At 49.2% G+C, this 421-nt stretch carries 1 pseudogene; it reads right to left on the bottom strand.

Features of this window, described 5'->3' with window-relative positions:
* Positions 1 to 164 precede the first annotated feature (164 nt).
* A pseudogene (locus tag A3751_RS22355) lies at positions 165 to 421 on the bottom strand (hypothetical protein); the annotation flags it as partial.

Genomic DNA, 421 nt, shown 5'->3' with positions numbered 1-421 from the left:
GCGATGGTGTCTATTGCAGAATGGAACTGGCTTTTGTATGCATCGGTGAAAGCCCATAGTAATGCCACAAATAGCACGCCCAACACTAAGCTCGTCAGGCCAAAGGCCTGCCACTTAATGCTCATGTTGGGTCGATAATCCAGCTTCACTAAAGAGTCCTGTTATTACCAGCGATAGGCGACTTGCAGAGCTGCCAGATTCCAATATCGGTTTGTTCGCTGGCTTTGGTTGTCACGGTTAAACAAGCGTGACCAGCCATCGATGTAATGAAACTCTCCACGAACAAGCCAGTTATTATCTGGCCGCCAACTCGCACCCATATTTATGTCGACAAAATGCCCATTTGGGTCCGCAAAGCTCACATCGCGCAGGCGGTTGTAATCGTAACGGATGTAGGTGTCTGTGGTATCGGTCCAGCGAT

Source organism: Oleiphilus sp. HI0080 (genome assembly GCF_001635135.1).
This window is presented reverse-complemented; position numbering and strand designations above follow the sequence as displayed.